The organism is Bacillus sp. AFS040349 (assembly GCF_002577655.1).
Lineage (GTDB): Bacteria > Bacillota > Bacilli > Bacillales > Bacillaceae > Metabacillus.
Genome location: NZ_NUMC01000050.1, coordinates 14669 through 33345, shown reverse-complemented (window position 1 = coordinate 33345; position 18677 = coordinate 14669). Strand labels below are relative to the sequence as shown.

The following is an 18677-nucleotide window of genomic DNA, read 5'->3' as shown; positions in this document are numbered from 1 at the left end:
AGGAGGAAATTTATACTAGGATTGGGAGGTTTTTTTATTTAGGGTATAGAGTGATATGATACTTTCTGTTACATGTAGTACCAAATGTTTCGAAGGTTAATGATGATAGAAGTTTGTAGGAGGTCGTACTTGATGAGAGATTGGCGAAGGTTCTAAATTGCTTGTTTGTCATGTAAGTACATATAAGAAGATAATAATCGTTTATTGTCTGAATATGGGCAGTTTTTAGAAGTTTTTGCACAGCTTTTACATCTCCATTTCCCGCCTGCTCTTATCATAGATATAGTTCTGCAACTTTCACAAAATACCCCTGTTACAAGATCATTTACATTAATATTAAATTCGTTAAGAATATTTAAAACTGGCGGTGTATGTAGGTTTAGGATGAAATCTGATAGCTGACTCAGCTGTTTCTTATTTTGTTTTTTTCTATGATTGTGTATCTCAATTAACCTTTCAATTTCAAATAATATATTTGAACTTTTAATAATAGACGGTGTATTCCTTCTTTCTTCACCTAGTACTTTTTATTTTCGATGTAGGAAATGTTTTTTAAATAAAGGTAGATGGGGACTATTATATTTTTTTGTTGTGGTTTTCTTACTCTAGTCAAGTTATTTTTCATAGTTCGGTCATTTTCCTATTTGGTCAGGTCGTTCTCCTGATTGGTCACGTCATTCTGCCGTTTTATCACGCCGTTTTTCCCTTGAGTCATGTCATTTTCTTATTCTGTCGCGTCGTTTCCTCTTGGTCAGGTCATTTTCCTGATATCGTCACGTCATTCTGCCGTTTTATCACGTCGTTTTTCCCTTGAGTTATGTCATTTTCACCTTCTGTCGCGTCGCCCACCAACTAAGTATTACCTTGCTCTAACTTACTACCGACCCAAATACAAAAATACCACAGCGATAAGCTGTGGTATTTATCAACATCTATTCAACTGTAGCATAAATCAATTCTGGTGCTTTTACCTCTTCGTTACTAACAGTAATACTTTTATAAAGAGTCTTTCTTACATCTTCTACATTTTCTTCATTACTATGAATCGTAACTAGTGATTCTCCCTGTTTTACACTATCGCCAATTTTCTTATTTAGCACAAGACCAACAGCAAGATCGATTTCTGATTCTTTTGTTGCTCTTCCTGCACCTAATAGCATTGCAGCTGTACCAACTGAGTCAGCAATAATTTCAGAAACATAACCATCAGATTTTGCTTCTAGTTCAAATTGATATGCTGCTTGCGGCAACTTTTCAGGTTGATCTACAACTGATCCATCTCCACCTTGTGCCTCTAAAAATGTTTTTAATGTTGTTAAAGCTTCACCGTTTTCCATGACTTCAACCAACATCTTTCGGGCTTCCTCAAGGGAGTTGGCTTTTTCAGCCAAATAAACCATATAACTTCCTAATGTTAAGCAAAGTTCTTCTAGATCTTTCGGTCCTTTACCACTTAAAGTATCAATTGCTTCTTTGACTTCTAATGCATTTCCAATTGCATATCCAAGCGGTTGGCTCATATCTGAAATAACTGCCATTGTTTTACGTCCTACAAGGTTACCGATATCAACCATAGCTTTTGCTAAATCTTTAGATTCCTCTAAATCTTTCATAAAAGCACCAGCACCTGTTTTTACGTCTAACACAATTGCATCTGCACCTGCTGCAATTTTTTTACTCATGATGGAGCTTGCGATAAGTGGAATACTATTCACTGTTGCCGTCACATCTCGTAATGCATATAAGCTTTTGTCTGCAGGAGTTAGGTTCCCACTTTGTCCAATCACTGCTATTTTGTTTTTATTTACCAATTCTATAAATTGTTTGTTCTCTATTTCCACATGAAAACCAGGTACAGATTCAAGCTTATCTATTGTTCCACCAGTATGACCTAGTCCTCTTCCGGACATTTTTGCCACTGGAACGCCAACCGCTGCTACTAAAGGACCCAATACAAGCGTAGTTGTATCACCAACACCACCGGTACTGTGTTTATCAACTTTTATTCCTTGAATTTCACTTAAATCAATGGTGTCACCTGATTGGACCATTGCCATTGTAAGTTCAGCACGTTCATTATCTGTCATTCCTTGAAAATAAACAGCCATTGTAAAAGCACTCATTTGATAATCAGGAATATCGCCTGTTGTATAGCCTTTGATTATGTGTTGAATTTCTTCTTTTGTTAGTTCTTTCCCATCACGCTTTTTTTCGATCAAATCAACCATTCTCATAAGTCTCTCACCTTTTTTTCATTAGGAATTTATTTTTTCTACAATGCTTTTTACAAGGTTTAAAAAGTTTGCTCTTACTTTTTCAGTTGTTTCTATTACTTCATCATGTGATAATGGCTGATCTAAAATGCCAGCCGCCATATTTGAAATACAAGAGATCCCTAATACTTTTAAGCCAGTATGTCTGGCAACGATTACTTCTGGAACTGTAGACATTCCGACTGCGTCTCCACCAAGTATACGAAGGGCACGAACTTCTGCAGGAGTTTCATACGATGGACCAGTGTTTCCAACGTATACTCCTTCTTGAAGCTTAATATGTAATTCACTAGCAATTCCCCTTGCTAACTCTCTAAGTTGTTTATCATAGCTTTCAGACATGTCAGGGAAACGAGGTCCCATATCAGAATCATTTGGGCCAATTAACGGGTTTGTCCCCATATTATTAATATGATCGCTAATCAACATAAGATCTCCGGCTTGGAAGTTTTCATTCACTCCGCCAGCTGCATTTGTCACAATTAATGTCTGAACTCCTAATTCCTTCATGACTCTTACAGGAGCTGTTACTTTATCCAGACTGTATCCTTCATAGAAATGAAAACGTCCTTGCATAGCAACAACTTTTTTCCCTTTTAAACTTCCAAAAACAAGTTGACCAGCATGTCCTTCAACCGTTGAAACAGGAAAATTAGGGATTTCATTGTATGGTATTTTTACAGGATTCTCTATTTCGTCCGCTAATACACCTAAACCTGATCCCAAGATTAGTCCTATTGTCGGTTGCTCACTATATTTTGATGTTAAGTAATTTGCTGCTTCTTTAATTAATTTACTATTCATTTTATACCCTCCTATTCCAACTCTGAAAGAAAGCTTTTTCCATGAGCTGGCATTTTCACATTAAAATTATCGGCAATTGTTGCTCCTACATCTGCAAATGTTTCTCTTACTGGAAGCTCTTTTCCTTCTTTCATTTTTGGGCTATATATTAATAAAGGAACATATTCCCTTGTATGATCGGTTCCGTGGTGAATAGGATCATTCCCATGGTCTGCAGTTATAATCAATAGATCATTTTCTGTTAATTTTTCTAGTACTTCTGTAAGTCTATTATCGTATTCTTCAAGTGCTTGACCATAACCAGCAGGATCGCGTCTATGACCGAAAAGGGCATCAAAATCAACAAGGTTTAAAAAGCTTAATCCTGTAAAATTCATATTAATTGTATCTTTTAATTTATCCATACCATCCATATTTGACTTTGTTCGAAGAGATTGTGTTATTCCTTCTCCATCATAAATATCAGCGATTTTACCTATAGAAATCACATCATATCCACTATCCTTAAGCTCATTCATAACGGTACGCTCAAAAGGTTTCAGTGCATAATCATGACGGTTAGCCGTTCGTGCAAATTCACCTGGCTTTCCAAGGAATGGACGCGCGATAATTCTACCAACCATATATTTGTCATTCATCGTCATTTGACGTGCCAGCTCACATATATTGTACAATTCCTCTAGCGGAACAACTTCTTCATGTGCAGCAATCTGTAATACAGAATCAGCAGATGTGTAGACAATTAATGAACCCGTTTTCATATGTTCTTCTCCAAGTTCATCTAGAATTTCAGTTCCAGAGGCAGGTTTGTTTCCGATTATCTTACGCCCTGTTTTCTCTTCTAGTTCTTGAATCAAATCATCTGGAAATCCATCCGGAAACACTTGGAATGGTTGGTCTATTTTGAGGCCCATAATTTCCCAATGTCCAGTCATCGTATCTTTACCATTTGAGGCTTCCTGCATTTTTGTATAGTAAGCTAGTGGTTGATGTTGCACTGGAATCCCCTTTATTTCTCGAATATTGCTTAATCCCAGTTTTGCCGTATTAGGCATATTTAGGCCACCCATATGCTCAGCTATATGTCCGAGTGTATCAGCACCAACGTCATTAAATTCTTTTGCATCAGGTGCTTCTCCAATCCCTACCGAATCTAAGACAATTAAAAATACTCGTTTATATGTATAATTTGACATTGATATCCTCCTTTACATTACCTTATTTTACTTTTCCATTTATCATGACATTCCATTCTCAGGAACAACTTGTCAGAAGTCTGACAACCAAACCTTCTCTTCCATTATAATCTTTAACAAACTGGATTGACAACTACTCTACTAATCTAACCTGAGAAAAAACAAAAATAAAAGCACCTCCTTTATGGATGGTGCTTCTTAAGCACGAGGATGAAATTGTTTATAAACATCCTTTAACCTTGTTTTTGTCACATGTGTGTAAATTTGCGTTGTTGAAATATCAGCGTGTCCAAGCATTTCTTGGACAGCTCTTAAATCTGCTCCATTTTCAAGGAGATGTGTTGCGAACGAATGTCGTAAAGTATGAGGAGTTAATTCATTTTGAATATTGGCTTCAAGCGCAATTTTCTTTAAGTTTTTCCAAAAACCTTGCCTAGAAATTCTTTTACCATGGTGATTAATAAATAATGCGTCTGTTGGCTGTTTAGCGCTTATTAATTTTGATCGCCCTTTTTCTATATATTCCATCAGAGCTTCAGTAGCTGTCCGGCCGATCGGTACAATTCGCTCTTTATTTCCCTTTCCGTAGCACCTAATAAAGCCCATTGTCAGATGCACGTCAGCTAGATTTAAGTTTATCATTTCACTTACCCGAATTCCTGTTGCATATAAAAGTTCAAGCATCGCTTTGTCTCGATAGCCAAATGGATTTGTTAATTTTGGGGTATCAAGAAGCTTTTCAACCTCTTTTAATGAAAGAATCTTCGGAAGATTTCTCTCTAACTGAGGAGATTCTATCATTACGGATGGATCTTGGTCTGCTTGCTTTTCTCTAAGCAAAAATTGGTGGAAGTTTCTAATAGACGCAGTGTGTCTGGCAATTGTTTTACTTGACTTTCCTGCTTCCTTTAACTCTTTTAAGAACTCAATAATATGAAGGCGGGTTACTTGATTAAAGGAAGTAATATGTTGTTTCTCTAATAAGTGCTTTTGATAGCTATTTAAGTCTCGTTCATATGAAACAATTGTATTGTTTGATAAACCTCTTTCTACAATTAAGTAGTGGATAAAATCTTTAATTTGATCTTTCAAATATCTCTACTCCCCATTATCAATAAAGAACATTAGCCTATTATACCAGCTTTCTTCTTCATTATTTACCATGTTTGTTACCTTTAAAGCCGCACCTTCTGGTTGATCATAGCGATGCATTTCTTGATACTCTAAGTTCACCCAAATAATAGCATAATAGAATAAAATCGTAAATCCAGTAAACAAGATAAATACCTTTATCATATCCCCAACCGTTTTCATCCAGCGAATCATGGGAACCTCCAATAAATATTTTTCACACGTTCAATTCGTCGCTATTTATTTTGTGTGATTATTAGAAGATATGCCAAAAAGGACAAACTTTATACATACAATTTCACTTTAAATCTGCCGCATATTTTTACCGAGTGTGGCTGAGGATTTTCAGAGGATAACATACCTATAGTTTTTTCGGTAAAAATAAAAAGCCTAACTATAATAAGTTAGACTAGTTGGTTATTCTTGATTTTCTTCTTTTGCCTCATTTTCTTCTTTTTCCTGACATTTTACACAGATGCCATGAAAAGTTAGGCGATGATCTTTTATTTTAAACTTCCAGTCACGCTCAACAATTTCTTCAACATCTTCTAAAAGATCTTCCTCAATTTCTGCAACTGATCCACATTCAATACAAACTAGATGATGATGAAAATGCGCCGCTCCTTCTTTGCGAAGGTCATACCTGGAAACACCGTCTCCAAAATTTATTTTATCAACAACTTTTAATTCCGTTAACAATTCCAAAGTTCGATATACAGTTGCTAGTCCAATTTCGGGCGCTTTTTCTTTTACTAAAAGATATACATCTTCTGCACTTAAATGATCTTCTTCATTCTCGAGCAAGACCCGAACTGTTGCCTCACGTTGTGGTGTAAGTTTATAGCTGGCAGTATGTAACTGCTTTTTAATCCGATCAATGCGGTTTTCCATAACACTTTTCCTCCCTCGCCGCGTTCCCAAAACCATTATATATCATAGGCAAGGAAAGTGTCCAACTAAAATGATTTTAATGTAATAAAAATAATGTTTATTATATAATAATAATTATTATTTACTAACGAATTCTACTACATTTTTCATTAAAAACGGAGAAGCATACGCTTCAAAGCTTGATGCAACGACTGCTAGAATTCCTATAAACAAAAAAACAGATACATATCTCATAAACAAAGAAAACGGTGCTTCCATTGAGTTTGTTTTCTTCATAAATAGCTGTTTGATCATTTTTAATGTAAACGATATGGCTACAGAGCACATGATAATAAAAGCAGGGATTAATAAAATATTTTGTGGCAACACTGTAACAAATGAGAGCAAGAACCCCTTTAATCCTAGCTGATTCACTAAAAATCCTACCGTAAATCCTACAACCATACCTTTAATAAAGAGCATAACTAATATAACTGGCAGGCCGATAATGGAAATTCCCAGTATCCACATTAAGCCTAAATATTTTAGATTGTGAAAAAAGCTTTGCTGAAACATGTCAGCTGAACTCGCCACTTTTCCTTCTGCTACTTGTCCAAAAAATCGATTTAAATAATAATAAAGGTCCTCTTTTTGACTCAAGTTCATACTGTTTACAATAATGGCACCAAAAATAACTCCCATTAAAAATAAAACAAAAACAAACAAATATATTGAAGAATGCTCTTTAAGATGCTGTTTAATCGTTGCACTAATCGGCAGTTGTCTTTGCATGTAAAAATTCCTCCCGTTTTTCACTTACTAGAGTATATGAGAGGAACCTGTTTCTATGACTTAAAAATGGTTTTCTTTTCTAGTTTACTAGTATATACTACTAAAAAATATGACATATAAAGGATGTGTCAAGAATGAACCCTATTTTACTAGATTTCCCTACCGAATTCACAACGAAACGTTTACTACTTCGAGCTCCAAAAGCTGGTGATGGAAAAGCAGTAAATGAGGCAATTATTGCATCTCTTCCTGAATTAAAACAATGGATGCCCTTTGCGCAAAAAGAACCAACGCTTGAAGAAACAGAACAAAATATCCGAGAAGCTGTTGCACAATTTATTTTAAGAGAAGATCTTAGAATTCTCATATTTGACCGACAATCAGGCCAATTTATTGGCAGTACTGGACTTCATCGAATGAATTGGAAGGTTAGAAGCTTTGAAATTGGATACTGGATTGATACTAGATACAGTGGTCAAGGTTATATAACCGAAGCAGTTGAGGGGCTTATTAATTTCGCTACTAGCGAACTAAAGGCTAGAAGAATAGAGATTAGGTGTGACACCAGAAATGAACGTAGCCGAAAAATCCCTAATAAACTTGGATTTACTTTGGAGGGAACTTTTCGTTCAGATGATATGTCAGTTGACGGTAAAAATGTTAGAGATACATTTATTTTTGCAAAAACATTTGAACAAAATATCTGATGAAGGGGGCATCCCCCCTACATTCCTGTTATTTTCCCGTACGTTCCCCCCCCACCTGAATCGACCTTTAATCGACCTTCTCTTGCAGCAACAATATATTCCGCTATTTTTTCCGAAACAACCTTTTGGAACGCTGTCTCGGGTACTTCGTGTAAAATATTCATTTCTGTTCCAAACAAATCCTTCAGCTTTTCTAGTGTTTTAGGTCCAAGCCCTGGAATAAATTGAAGCGGCACTTGATGTATATAAGGTGGACGGGGATTGTTATTTTTGAGTCCGTTAGATAACTCTTTTAATCGTTTAGAAACCCCTTTTGTAAATCTCTCGCTTCCGCAGCTTTCACAAATTATTGCACTATTTTCAGGCTTTTGTCCACACTTTTCACATGTTGTTTCATAGTACTTTCCTAAATATGGATTCAACCCATAATTCGCTAAAATCCTACGACCATTTTCATTTCCCAATGCCTTCTTTAGTTCTAAAAAGTTTGGATCATTTAACAATAACTTTTGATATTCACGACCAATTTTCGGTAATGAATGGGCATCCGAATTTGTTAAAAAAGCAAAACGATGTAACTCAGCTATTTGATCGGCCATTATTGTATCAGAGCTTAACCCTAACTCTACTGCATCAATCTGATCTGGGTTGAAAACTTCCGTTATTGAGTGAGATACGCCACTACCATATAAGCTTTTATGCGGTGTGAAGATATGTGCAGGTATAAATAATCCTTCCAGCTCTTTTACAACTGTTTGTAATGTTTTTCCGGTTTCATATATTCTTTGTGAACTTAATGTGTTATTTGTTACTCTTTTGGAAAGCCAGATTGAGAATTCCTTCATTTTTTGAAGTGTTGGAAAATAAACTAAAACATGAATTGGCCCTTTACAGCTTTCATCATAAATTTCCAGCTCACTTCCAAGAATTAGTGTTGTTTGCTGAAATCGTATGCCACCACCTTCTAACTCTACACAACTCCCATCTTCAAGGAGTTTCTCGAGAGTTAACATGATTTCCGGCACATGACAATCAATAATTCCTACAATATCAATCCCTTTATGTTCACTTGCTTCAATTAAAATGTTTTCCAAGGTAAGTGACCTTGAAGCAGTAATTTTCACTGGCTTCCCTGATTTTGTTTGTCCTATATGAATATGTAAGTCAGCAAAATAACTGTTCATAAATGCTAACATCCTCTAATTTTTAATGGTTATTTACTTGAATTTTGCCTAGCTTGTTTTAATTGCAAATACTGAACAGCATAGGCCGTTTTCGCATCGTAGATTCGTTTATTGGCAATCATTTGTTCAGCTTCCTCTAGTGTTACCTCCATCACCTCAACAAATTCATCTTCATCTAATTCTGCTGCCTCTGAAAGCTTTTCAAGATTTTCCGCAAGAAATAAATGAACAAGTTCATCTGCAAAACCAGGAGATGTATAAAAAGAAATTAGTGGCTCTAAATGAGTACAAGTGTACCCTGTTTCTTCTTCAAGTTCTCTTCGTGCTGTTGTTTCAGGCTCTTCCCCTTTTTCTAGTTTTCCAGCTGGGATTTCCACTAAATTACGTTCTAACGGCTTGCGAAATTGCTCTACCATAACAATTTTGTTTTCCGGAGTAATCGCTATAACTGCTACTGCCCCTGGATGCTTAACAATTTCTCTTGAACTTGTCTTTCCGTTTGGAAGTTCAACTTGTTCTACATATAAATCAATAATTCTTCCTTTAAAAATTTCTTTAGATGATAATGTTTTTTCGTTCAAATTCATCGTTACTTCAGCTCCTGTTCTATAAGCTTTTTTATCCTCATACATTCTATCATATCTTAACTGGAAGGGAATGGATTGCCGGGTGAAAATCTATCGACACGATCAAGGAATCACTCTTGTAGGTAAGGCTTGGGAAATTAGAGCAAAGTTAAAGGAATATGGAAACATTTACTCAACGGTGAATGAATGGGTTCAAAACGAAAAGCACAATAAAAAGAAAAGAAATCGTCGTGGCACCTTTACTAATAACACTTTTAACTAAGGATAAACAGCAGTGTCTTTCAGTTGATTTTCACCAGGCTTTGTACTAATCTCAATGATATGACTTGATATTATACTGGAGTGATTATGTTTGCGAAAAAGACAACTCGGTAAATCTGATTTATTTGTGAGTGAAGTTGGCCTTGGTTGTATGTCACTAGGTACAGATGAAAAACATGCCCTTTCACTTGTTGATAGGGCGATTAACTTGGGAATTAATTATTTAGACACAGCTGATTTATATGATGCAGGGGTAAACGAGGAGCTTGTTGGCAAAGCGATTAAACATCGACGCAACGAAATAATCTTAGCCACAAAAGTCGGAAACAAGTGGAAAGAAGATAAAAGCGGCTGGACATGGGATCCATCTAAGGCATATATAAAAACTGCTGTAAAAGAAAGTTTAAAACGTCTACAGACAGATTATATTGACCTTTATCAGTTACATGGAGGCACAATTGAAGATCATATTGATGAGACGATTGAAGCTTTCGAAGAATTAAAGCAAGAGGGTGTCATCCGATATTATGGTATTTCCTCTATTCGCCCTAATGTGATTAAGGAATATTTGAGCAAATCGAACATTGTTTCAATTATGATGCAATACAGCTTATTGGATCGTCGTCCAGAAGAATATTTTTCTATCATTAAAGAGCATAATGTAAGTGTCATTGCCCGTGGTCCGCTTGCAAAAGGACTTCTTACTAAAAAACCTTTAGGAGAAAAATCAACATCTAAAGGCTACTTAACTTATTCAGAGGCTGAGCTAAAAAATGTATTACCTATGTTAGAACAAGTAGATTCTAACCATACTATAACTGAACTAGCTTTACAATATTGCCTACATCAAGATGTAGTTGGTACTGTTATTCCAGGTGCTAGCAAGTTAGAGCAATTAATTGAAAATGCTGAAGCAGGATCTGCAGAAAGACTATCACAGCAAACCTATGAAGAGCTGCAAACACTAACAAAATTTGATAAATATGAACAGCATCGTTAAAAGTTAAAAGCGGAGTTAACCCCGCTTTTAACTTTTTTATTTGAACTCTTTCCATGATAGAGAGCTTTCGTTAAAAAGCTCTTCAAAACTTTTATTTTTCTCCCTTTGCTTTCTCTCCTCAATCCGTTTACGCTCAAGAGCCGCCTCTTTTTCTTCATGCTCTTTTGTTAAATCCTTTTTTACGGCCTTTAATTGTTCTAAAAGATCATTATTTAAATGATCTGATAAAGATACAGCTTGATCATCCTTTTTCTTTTTGTTTGTTTTCTTCATCTAAGTTGCCTCCTCTTACCCTCAATCTAGTAAAATTATAGCAAATTTATCACAGTTTTAACTACTTGTACCTCTTGTTTTAATTAGCCAATAATTAGAAATAAACAAGTTAAAACCTAAACCAACGAATATGAAATGGGATTAAATAGAGTAACCGTATAAATTGCTGACATATCAGACATTTTAATGAAAGAAAGGAGAGATGTAATATGGCAAAACAACGTGGACAAAAAGGTAAACCAAATTCTGACACAACCAATAATAAGATGGCAGCGGAAGAAATGGAAAAGGCTATTCATCCAACCAAAAGACAAAATTCACCGCAGTAATTACTGAAGACAGGCATAACGCTTGTCTTCTTTTATTTCATGACAAGAATATTTGTGCTGAACTTTTTTTCATGTAAAATAAAAGGTATGTTCATTCTAGGAGGTTTCTCATGAAAAAAATATTCACGACGATCTTTATCATCCTTTCATATGTTTTAATTGTTGGCTTTTTCTTTACGAATAAGATGATGTATATAAAAAAGAAGAAGGATGAAGAAATCATTGACAGAGAAACGAAATATGGTTTTTATAATCATGAAGATGTTGACTCTCTCCATAAAAGAGATTTCTCTATTACTTCCCAATTCGGTTACAAAATTAAGGGGGCTCTTTATGAACCACATCATACTAATCATTACATGATCATTTGTCATGGTGTGACAGTCAATCGACTCAATTCTGTTAAATATATGAATTTGTTTATCCAAAAGGGCTGGAATGTATTAATTTATGATCATCGACGCCATGGTGAAAGTGGAGGTAAAACCACAAGCTATGGTCACTACGAAAAATTTGACCTTAAGACTGTTGTTAACTGGCTAAAAAATGAGGTTGGTGAATCACTTATTTTAGGTATACATGGCGAATCTATGGGAGCAGTTACTACTTTACTTTATGGTGGAATGGTTGAGGATGGAGCTGACTTTTACATAGCTGATTGCCCGTTTTCTGAATTAGAAGCTCAACTTCTTTATCGCCTTAAGGTCGAATTTAATATTCCAAGTTTTTTGGTTATGCCAATTGCTAAACCATTTGTTAAGCTTCGTGACCGGTATTCACTTAAAGATGTTTCCCCACTTAGCGTAATAAATAATATCCATAATCCTGTCCTATTTATTCATAGTAAGGATGATGACTACATACCTGTTGATATGACGAAGCAGCTATACAATAAGAAAGCTGGCTATAGAAAGCTCTATATTGCTGAAAAAGGCTCTCACGCCATGTCATACGCTGAAAACCGAGAGAAATATTCCGAAGTAATAGATGAATTTTTGGAGGAAATTAATGTAGTCTCTAATGTTGAAACTAGATACAGCTAGCAATCTAATCAATACAAGGACGTATAACAAAACTTCTTCGTGGGCCTAACCACAACTTATCATGTAGGTGTGTCGGCCCCTGATATAGGCTCTAGATATCCTCTACTTCTCCACAGAAAACAGCAACTGGAAAATATATAGCTTTCAACTTCAATTTACATCATTTTTATCTTTTTCACTTCTTTTAATAGATTAGTTTATCAGGAACTTCTAATATGCTAATATAATTAAAGTATTTAATTAGAATAGTATTAGAAGGAGATTGATTCATGACAATAATTGAAAATATCATTAATGGAACAAATACATTATTATGGTCATATGTATTAATTATTATGTTAATTGGTGCAGGGATTTATTTTACTGTTCGAACGAAATTTGTTCAATTTCGAATGATAGGCGAAATGGTCCGCCTATTAGGTGAAGGTGCAACTGCAAATAAGAAGGGTGTTTCTTCTTTTCAGGCATTTTGTATTAGTACTGCCTCACGTGTTGGTACTGGTAACCTTGCTGGTGTTGCTATCGCAATTACAACAGGAGGACCAGGAGCTGTTTTTTGGATGTGGCTAATTGCCTTAATTGGCTCTGCATCTGCTTTTGTTGAAAGCACTCTTGCTCAAATTTATAAAATAAAAGATGGGGACACATTTCGTGGTGGACCGGCCTATTACATGGAAAAAGCACTAAATGCTCGTTGGATGGGTGTTACCTTCGCAGTATTGATCACGTTAACTTTTGGCTTGGCTTTTAATTCTGTTCAAGCAAACACAATTACAAGTGCCTTTCACTCATCATTTGGAATTAGCAAAGTTTTAATTGCTATTATTTTATCTATCATCACAGCAATTATTATCTTTGGTGGGATTAAAAGAATTGCAAAGGTTTCAGAAATTATTGTACCAATTATGGCTGGAGCTTATATTCTCATTGCACTATTTATTATGCTAACAAATATCACCGAAATCCCAAGCGTTTTTATTTTAATATTTGAAAGCGCCTTTGGACTTAAAGAGGCTGCAGGTGGTGCCTTAGGTGCCGCAATGATGAATGGAATTAAACGAGGACTGTTTTCAAACGAAGCAGGGATGGGAAGCTCACCTAATGCTGCAGCTACAGCTGATGTAAGCCACCCCGTTAAACAAGGTTTAATTCAAGCACTTGGAGTGTTTGTTGATACGATTATTATTTGTAGTTCAACTGCATTTATCATCCTGTTATCAGGTCTATATACCTCACAAGAATCAGATGGTATTATCCTAACACAACAAGCACTAGAAACATCAATAGGATCATGGGCCGGAATTTTCCTTGCATTTATCGTTTTAATGTTCGCATTCAGCTCTATCGTTGGGAACTACTATTACGGAGAATCCAATATTGAATTTATTAATCAAAAAAAGGTCTATCTTGTTATTTATCGTATTGCTGTTGTATTTATGGTTGCTTTTGGATCATTAGCTTCTTTAAACTTTGTATGGAGTTTAGCCGATATGTTTATGGGCCTGATGGCAATCATAAATTTAATCGCCATTTCGATACTCGGCAAAATTGCATTTTCTGCACTTAACGACTATACAAAACAAAAAGCAAAAGGAAAAGATCCAGTCTTTGATGCAACCTCTATTAAAGGCTTAAAAAATGTTGAAGCTTGGGAAAAACCTTTAGAAAAATCTTAAGGCAAAATGATAAGGGGCATACAACATAAAGAACCATTCCAATAGGAGTGGTTCTTTATGTGTTCTTGCCGATCTAGCCTAAGACGTCTGAAATATTCTCCATGTTCTCGTCAATCCATTGAATCGCTTCGTCAATCGTAGGAAATTCCTGTGCTTCAAAAGACATTTCGTCTTGCAGAAGCCAAACATCCTTCGTGTCTTCATGAAATCCACCAATTGACCAGTGAAGTAGACTATATGGATGGTTTTCATTTAAAAAGGATACCCATGTTTTATTTAAAGCTACATTTTTTATTGAAGTTAATCGATCCTTCATCTTTACTCCTCACTTTACAACTAAACTCAAACGTGGATTTAATATTTGTGAAGGACTTTTTAACATGAAGCTTTTAGCTGACTCATTATAAGAAATAGTTAGTTGATCATCTAAAAAAACCATTTTCGTTTTTTCTACTACTAAAGGTACGTAATTTGTCTCTATATTCACATCATCCTGATCTTGTTCTTCAACAAGCCACAATGCTGTTACACCGCTCATAACGCAGCCACAACCTTCAGTATCGTATTTTATTTTTAAAAACCGCTCATTATTTTCAGCTAATTTGGGCTCTAGTTGTTTTATTGCTTCATCTGTAAAAGTCACCTGCATGATAAATCTCCTTCTAAATACCATTTTATATAAGCTATATTTTATCACAGGCTGTATATTCTTGCATAAGTTTACTCTTACAGGTTCGTTTTAGAAAAAACGAAGGCTGAGCACTATACCTACTCATCCTTTTACTTTTGTTTCAAATCTACAATTGTTTGAATTGACAGCTGCTGACGATCACCGGTTTTCTCATTTATAATTCGAAGAGTATGCTGAATGGGATCGATATAATGTACGTAACCTGAGCACGTATGAAAAAAATGATCTTTATAATAAGTAAACACAAGTTCTGTGTGCTCTTCCATTGCTCGGCAAATGGTTTCATTAAATTGTTCAAGTTGCTGTTCATCAAGTTCCGGTTTCTCCTGATAGGTATCTTCTTCGGACCAGTCTCGTAAAAGCTTAACATGTTCAGGGAGCATCATAGATGTCCATTTTATATTTCCTCTATCCCGTATCATGTGTCGTCACCACCTTCAAAACAATTTACTAGTGAAAAGCTTTCGGATAGCCTAATTGAGCTAATGTATGAGCAATCTCTTGATATCCGAGATTATTTGGATGGATATGATCTCTAGATAAAAGATCGTCTTGTCGGTCTTTAAATACCGAGTAAATATCTGCAACTCGAATTGTTTTTCCATTATCAAAGCTATTTAAGTGACGATTAAAAAAACGAACCCATTTATCGGCAAGTGCAATTTCAGGCAATGGATTATAAAGATTAAGCAAATAAATGATAAAAGGAACACCACAATCCTTTTTTAATTCATGAATGGTTTCCATTATCTTCACCATATTGTTATGACACTCTTTTACAGATTGAGCTAGGTCTGTTGTATCACGGGATTCCACAAACTCTTTGCTTGCTTGAATTAAATCGTTTCCTCCTGCTGAGATGGTAATAATGTTGGCATGTTCGATTTTCCGATGTAGCTCTGGACTCTCTACAATTTGTAAAACACCGCTTGTTTCTATACCAGATTTGGCGTAGATACCAGTACATACGTGAGTATTTAGCTTTTCCTCTGTTAATCTCACATAGCGTCCAACAAATCCAGGTGCTAAAAATGATGCTCCTACTCCAACTGTTAAGGAATCTCCTAAAGCTACATATGTTAAACATGACCGATTTGTTTCCACATGATATCCTCCTAAAAAGCAAATAAAGTCCTTATACTTTATTCCTAAACAGAAGGATCGTAGCTTTTCCAAATTGAAATAGGCTTTTTATGCTTTATGTCCACCAACAAGCGTGGCACGTTGCTTAGCTGTCCCTGCAGGCGTATAGGACACTGCCCGTAAAATGGCATCAGAACCATATTTATGACGGATCGAGTCCATCACATACCCTAAAGTGCGTTGTTTTGTACGATTTGGTCGAAATAAATCAAGCTGCATTTCACAGTCATCTTCAATATTCGAGAGGGCGATTGAAATTTTCCGTACGGTTTTATTCTCATAAAATTTTTCAAAAAGCTGAAGACATGTTTCATAAATATCCATTGTAATATTTGTTGGTTCCTCAATTGTTTTAGAGCGATAAAACCCGCCACCAAATTCATCACTGCTATACCCAATTCCAAGGCTAATTGTACGACCAACCTTTTGATGCTGACGGGCTCTTCGGGCCACTTCCTCACTTATCTCTAATATCACATGCTTGACTTCTTCCGGGTCAGGGTAATCGCGAAGCAGCATTTGGCTTTTCCCAAAACTAATTTGCCCTTGCATAATCGGCGCCCCAACTTCTGATAAATCAACACCCCATGCATGATAATAGAGCTGATTCCCCATTACCCCAAATTTCTTTTCCAAAAGCTCAAGAGGATAGTTAGCAAGCTGTCCAATATTAAAAATCCCCATTCGATTTAAGGTTTTTTGCACTCTTGACCCAATTCCCCACATGTCACTTAGCGGTTCGATTTTCCATAGTTTTTCCTTTACATCGTCATATGTCCATTCAGCAACACCTGTCTTTTTCGCTTCAGTATCTAAGCATACTTTTGCTAAAAGCATATTTGGTCCAATTCCAATGGCACTTGGGAGGGAAAATTCCCGTTCCATGTCATCACGAATTTTATGAGCAATCGTTAAAGCATCTCCCCAAATATGCTCCACCCCATCTACTTTAATAAAGCTTTCATCAACACTATAAGTGTGGATTGCATCTTTTGGTACATAACGATGAAAAAGCCTTGTCAGCTCTGTTGAAATACGGACATATGTCGCCATCTTCGGATTCACAATTGTAATCCGGGGATCCTTTGGTACTTCAAACAGTCTGGAACCTGTTTTAATTCCAAATTCCTTTTTTAGTCGGGGAGAAGCAGCCAAGACGATACTCCCTTGCCGCTCCGTATCACCTACAACAGCCAAATAACAGGTTAATGGGTCCAACCCAAGCAACACGGCGGCACAACTTGCATAAAAGCTTTTCATATCAATACAAAGAATCTTTTGTTTTGGCAGCTGATCGTAGTTTTCAATCATAGCCGTTTCCTCCAAATAGAATATATGTTCGTATAAAGTATATTCTATATATTAAGCGAATATACGTTCGATTTCAATGGTAGTTTTCACCATGAAACATGATCGACAAATACTTAAAAAGATGTATACTACCTTTAAAGAGGTGAAGTATGGAAGAAAAGATACTTTTAAAAATGCTTCGGAAAAGCTTTTTACAATACGGAAGAAATCTTAATGAAGATCCATTATCAAGTGAGGATTCAGCTTATTTACTCAAAAAGATAGCCGCAGATAAAAACGATGATACAGAATGGTATGAGGTTATAGAGGATGCTGTCTATAGCTATGTAACAAATCAAGAATAAAAGAGCCTTGTGAGTCAAGAAGACATCACAAGGCTACTATTCACAAACAAGAATTTGTCTCGTAAAACTTCCCTTTTTCGCAACACAACGATCAACAATGTTAAAGCCTGCTTTTTCTATTAAATAATCAATTGTTTCAATTGTCACAACAACAACTTTACTAGTAAAGTTACGAGCACTTCGGAGCATTTCAAGCTGCTTATCTGGATCTAGAACTGAGCAGAGATTATAAGGCATATCAATAATAGCTACATCATAACAACCGGTCACATCAAGAATGTCCCTTAAGCTAACTTCCCCTTTTAAACCAAAATAAGCAATATTTTCTCGGGCAATCGGACATACAAGTGGATTATTGTCACTCCCAACAATGTTAATCCCCATTGATAACGCTTCTACTAAAACTGTTCCGGATCCGCAACAAGGATCAATTGCTTTAATATTATCTACCTCAGGGACAGCAATATTAACAACAGCTCTGGCGACTCTAGTACTTAAAGCCGTTGAATAATTTTTAGGTTTATTTTGATGTAAAAACCAAATCGATTCACTTTTGATATATTGGCCAAATACCCAGCTATTTTGATACTTCATAATAGCAAACAATAAATCAGGGTTAACTAAATCCACTTTACCAATTATTTGTTGCCCAATTTCACGTTCGATTTTACGTCTTTCATTAAAACTTACTTTTTTATAACTAGCCAAATCAGCATGTTCAATGAAAAGAACTTTAAACGTGTCATCCTCAATACTCAATCCCTCTATTTGCTGAGCAATGTCGGTAAGAGAATCCGATCTAACCATAACATCTACTCTTTCGTTAATAAACGGACTTCGACTTGGATCAATCTTTACAGTTGTTTCTATTACACTAGAATCAGTATCAAACCCAAAAAGAGAGCGCATCTCCAGCTGGCACAATGAAAGCTCATCTTCATGACAAGTAAATGTATAAATAAATTTAGTTTGTTGTTGAGCCAAGCACGTTCCACCTTTACACAAAAATATTATTTTGAATCAGTTGGTGTTCCCCTGATGAATATACATTTGCCAATGACC

21 protein-coding genes and 1 pseudogene are annotated in these 18677 nt (G+C 35.8%); 6 read left to right on the top strand and 16 right to left on the bottom strand.

Going from position 1 to position 18677, the window contains the following annotated elements; translation table 11 throughout:
- Positions 1-932: 932 nt before the first annotated feature.
- From COD11_RS12180 to spoIIM, 7 genes are all read right to left on the bottom strand, one after another.
- Positions 933-2234 carry a pyrimidine-nucleoside phosphorylase gene (locus COD11_RS12180; RefSeq protein WP_098797194.1) on the bottom strand — a complete coding sequence of 434 codons (1302 nt, stop codon included), beginning with the start codon at positions 2232-2234 and terminating at the stop codon, positions 933-935.
- Between the two features lie 21 nt (positions 2235-2255).
- Positions 2256-3077 carry a purine-nucleoside phosphorylase gene (locus tag COD11_RS12175; RefSeq protein WP_098797193.1) on the bottom strand — a complete coding sequence of 274 codons (822 nt, stop codon included), beginning with the start codon at positions 3075-3077 and terminating at the stop codon, positions 2256-2258.
- An 11-nt stretch (positions 3078-3088) separates the two neighbouring features.
- On the bottom strand, positions 3089-4273 hold the full coding sequence (gene deoB, locus COD11_RS12170; protein ID WP_098797192.1) for a phosphopentomutase: 1185 nt from the start codon (positions 4271-4273) through the stop codon (positions 3089-3091).
- A gap of 198 nt (positions 4274-4471) precedes the next feature.
- Positions 4472-5365: a site-specific tyrosine recombinase XerD gene (gene xerD / locus COD11_RS12165; RefSeq protein ID WP_098797191.1), complete on the bottom strand. Its 894-nt coding sequence runs from the start codon at positions 5363-5365 to the stop codon at positions 4472-4474.
- Between the two features lie 6 nt (positions 5366-5371).
- A complete protein-coding gene (locus COD11_RS12160; RefSeq protein WP_098797190.1) occupies positions 5372-5599 on the bottom strand; it encodes a YqzK family protein in 228 nt (75 codons plus the stop codon).
- Positions 5600-5821: 222 nt separating this feature from the next.
- Entirely contained in the window at positions 5822-6295 is a 474-nt protein-coding gene (gene fur, locus COD11_RS12155) for a ferric iron uptake transcriptional regulator (protein WP_098797189.1), read from the bottom strand.
- Between the two features lie 117 nt (positions 6296-6412).
- Positions 6413-7066 (bottom strand): stage II sporulation protein M, encoded by a 654-nt coding sequence (gene spoIIM / locus COD11_RS12150; RefSeq protein WP_098797188.1) that lies wholly within the window; start codon positions 7064-7066, stop codon positions 6413-6415.
- Positions 7067-7200: 134 nt separating this feature from the next.
- Between spoIIM and COD11_RS12145 the strand changes: the two genes are divergently transcribed.
- A complete protein-coding gene (locus COD11_RS12145; protein WP_098797187.1) occupies positions 7201-7773 on the top strand; it encodes a GNAT family N-acetyltransferase in 573 nt (190 codons plus the stop codon).
- Positions 7774-7790: 17 nt separating this feature from the next.
- Here COD11_RS12145 and COD11_RS12140 read toward each other — a convergent pair whose 3' ends face one another.
- The gene (locus tag COD11_RS12140; protein ID WP_098797186.1) at positions 7791-8957 is read right to left on the bottom strand and encodes a TIGR00375 family protein; all 1167 of its coding nucleotides are present in this window, start codon (positions 8955-8957) and stop codon (positions 7791-7793) included.
- Positions 8958-8986: 29 nt separating this feature from the next.
- Positions 8987-9589 carry an NUDIX hydrolase gene (locus COD11_RS12135; protein WP_269217397.1) on the bottom strand — a complete coding sequence of 201 codons (603 nt, stop codon included), beginning with the start codon at positions 9587-9589 and terminating at the stop codon, positions 8987-8989.
- A gap of 37 nt (positions 9590-9626) precedes the next feature.
- Here COD11_RS12135 and mciZ point away from each other — a divergent pair.
- Together mciZ and COD11_RS12125 are read left to right on the top strand one after the other, a co-directional pair.
- Positions 9627-9737: pseudogene (mciZ, locus tag COD11_RS28185) on the top strand (Z-ring formation inhibitor MciZ); the annotation flags it as partial.
- 159 nt (positions 9738-9896) lie between these two features.
- The gene (locus tag COD11_RS12125; RefSeq protein WP_098797184.1) at positions 9897-10805 is read left to right on the top strand and encodes an aldo/keto reductase; all 909 of its coding nucleotides are present in this window, start codon (positions 9897-9899) and stop codon (positions 10803-10805) included.
- Between the two features lie 36 nt (positions 10806-10841).
- Here the strand turns inward: COD11_RS12125 and COD11_RS12120 are convergent, their stop codons facing one another.
- Entirely contained in the window at positions 10842-11078 is a 237-nt protein-coding gene (locus COD11_RS12120) for a YqkE family protein (RefSeq protein WP_098797183.1), read from the bottom strand.
- 439 nt (positions 11079-11517) lie between these two features.
- Between COD11_RS12120 and COD11_RS12115 the strand changes: the two genes are divergently transcribed.
- A complete protein-coding gene (locus COD11_RS12115; protein ID WP_098797182.1) occupies positions 11518-12450 on the top strand; it encodes an alpha/beta hydrolase in 933 nt (310 codons plus the stop codon).
- A gap of 269 nt (positions 12451-12719) precedes the next feature.
- Positions 12720-14126 carry an alanine/glycine:cation symporter family protein gene (locus COD11_RS12110; RefSeq protein WP_098797181.1) on the top strand — a complete coding sequence of 469 codons (1407 nt, stop codon included), beginning with the start codon at positions 12720-12722 and terminating at the stop codon, positions 14124-14126.
- 73 nt (positions 14127-14199) lie between these two features.
- Here the strand turns inward: COD11_RS12110 and COD11_RS12105 are convergent, their stop codons facing one another.
- The 5 genes from COD11_RS12105 to COD11_RS12085 all read right to left on the bottom strand — a co-directional run bounded on the left by COD11_RS12105 (position 14200) and on the right by COD11_RS12085 (position 17271).
- Entirely contained in the window at positions 14200-14442 is a 243-nt protein-coding gene (locus tag COD11_RS12105) for a DUF2552 family protein (protein WP_098797180.1), read from the bottom strand.
- Between the two features lie 9 nt (positions 14443-14451).
- The gene (locus COD11_RS12100) at positions 14452-14775 is read right to left on the bottom strand and encodes an iron-sulfur cluster biosynthesis family protein (protein WP_098797179.1); all 324 of its coding nucleotides are present in this window, start codon (positions 14773-14775) and stop codon (positions 14452-14454) included.
- A 131-nt stretch (positions 14776-14906) separates the two neighbouring features.
- Complete coding sequence (locus tag COD11_RS12095; protein ID WP_098797178.1) at positions 14907-15239, bottom strand: YolD-like family protein; 333 nt, start codon at positions 15237-15239, stop codon at positions 14907-14909.
- Positions 15240-15267: 28 nt separating this feature from the next.
- Positions 15268-15921, bottom strand: coding sequence for a GDSL-type esterase/lipase family protein (locus COD11_RS12090; protein ID WP_176551064.1), 654 nt, complete (start codon positions 15919-15921; stop codon positions 15268-15270).
- A gap of 87 nt (positions 15922-16008) precedes the next feature.
- Positions 16009-17271: a Y-family DNA polymerase gene (locus COD11_RS12085; RefSeq protein WP_176551063.1), complete on the bottom strand. Its 1263-nt coding sequence runs from the start codon at positions 17269-17271 to the stop codon at positions 16009-16011.
- A gap of 149 nt (positions 17272-17420) precedes the next feature.
- Here COD11_RS12085 and COD11_RS12080 point away from each other — a divergent pair, with 149 nt between their 5' ends.
- Complete coding sequence (locus COD11_RS12080; protein ID WP_098797176.1) at positions 17421-17615, top strand: YqzH family protein; 195 nt, start codon at positions 17421-17423, stop codon at positions 17613-17615.
- 36 nt (positions 17616-17651) lie between these two features.
- Here COD11_RS12080 and COD11_RS12075 read toward each other — a convergent pair whose 3' ends face one another.
- Positions 17652-18599 carry a TRM11 family SAM-dependent methyltransferase gene (locus tag COD11_RS12075; RefSeq protein WP_231307848.1) on the bottom strand — a complete coding sequence of 316 codons (948 nt, stop codon included), beginning with the start codon at positions 18597-18599 and terminating at the stop codon, positions 17652-17654.
- Between the last annotated feature and the right edge of the window lie 78 nt (positions 18600-18677).